The following is a 1,094-nucleotide window of genomic DNA, read 5'->3' on the forward strand; positions in this document are numbered from 1 at the left end:
CGCGCCGAGGTCCGTCTCCCGGACCTGAGCCAGGAACTCGTCGAATGCGACGTCGGACTGCACGCGGGTGCGGAAGACGAGCGTGTTGACGAACATGCCGATCAGATCGTCGAGCACCCGCTCGCCGCGGCCGGCGATCGGCGTACCGATCGCGACGTCGTCGGTGCCCGACAGCCGCCCCATCAGGGTCGCCAGGGCGGCGTGGATCACCATGAACAGCGTGGCGTTGTGGCGGCGTGCCAGCTCCTGCAGACCGCGATGCAACTCGGCATCGACGGTGAAGTGCAGCGAGTCGCCACGGAAGCTCTGGCGCGGAGGCCGCGGGCGGTCGGCGGGGAGATCGATCTGGTCGGGCAGCCCGGCCAGGGTCCGCTTCCAGTACTCGATCTGCTGCGCGGCGACGGAGTCGGGATCGTCCTCCGAACCGATGACGTCGCGTTGCCACAACGCGTAGTCCGCGTACTGGACGGGCAGCGGCTCCCATCCCGGGTTCTCCCCGCGGGACCGCGCCTCGTAGGCGATGGTGACGTCGCGCGCGAGGGGCGCCATCGAGGCGCCGTCGGCGGAGACGTGATGCACGACGAACGCCAGGACGTAGTCGGTGTCGGTGATCCGGAAGATGCGCGAGGCCACCGGCACCTGACGTGTCACGTCGAAGGTCGTCGACATGAACGCGACGATCTCCTCGGTGAGGTCGTCCTCGGTGACGTCGTACGGCGTCAGATCGGGCAGCGCCTCCTCGACGGGGAGCACGATCTGGTGCGGTCCGCCGTCGGGGTCCGGGTAGTAGGTGCGCAGCATCTCGTGCCGGCCGATCACGTCGCGCACCGCCGCCTGCATCGCGGCGAGATCCAGATCGCCCTGGAGTCGCACCGCGAAGGGAATGTTGTCCACCGCGGAGGAAGTGTCGAACTGGTTGAGGAACCAGTACCTCTGCTGGGCGAGCGACAGCGGCACCCGCTCGGGACGCGGTGCCGCTTCGAGCGGACGCCGGGCACCGGTACCGATCTGACGGCCGACCTCCGCGGCGAACGCTTCGACGGTGGACGTCTCGAACAGCACCCGCAGCGGCACCGACGCGTCGAGCGCCGCCC

1 protein-coding gene is annotated in these 1,094 nt (G+C 69.6%); it reads right to left on the reverse strand.

From position 1 onward, the window contains the following. A partial coding sequence (locus QYS60_RS25685) for a condensation domain-containing protein (protein ID WP_371384658.1) occupies positions 1–1,094 on the reverse strand: 1,094 nt, incomplete at both ends.

Origin of the sequence: Rhodococcus sp. GXMU-t2271 (genome assembly GCF_041414735.1) — a bacterium.
In the GTDB taxonomy this organism is placed as follows: Bacteria; Actinomycetota; Actinomycetes; order Mycobacteriales; family Mycobacteriaceae; genus Rhodococcus; species Rhodococcus indonesiensis.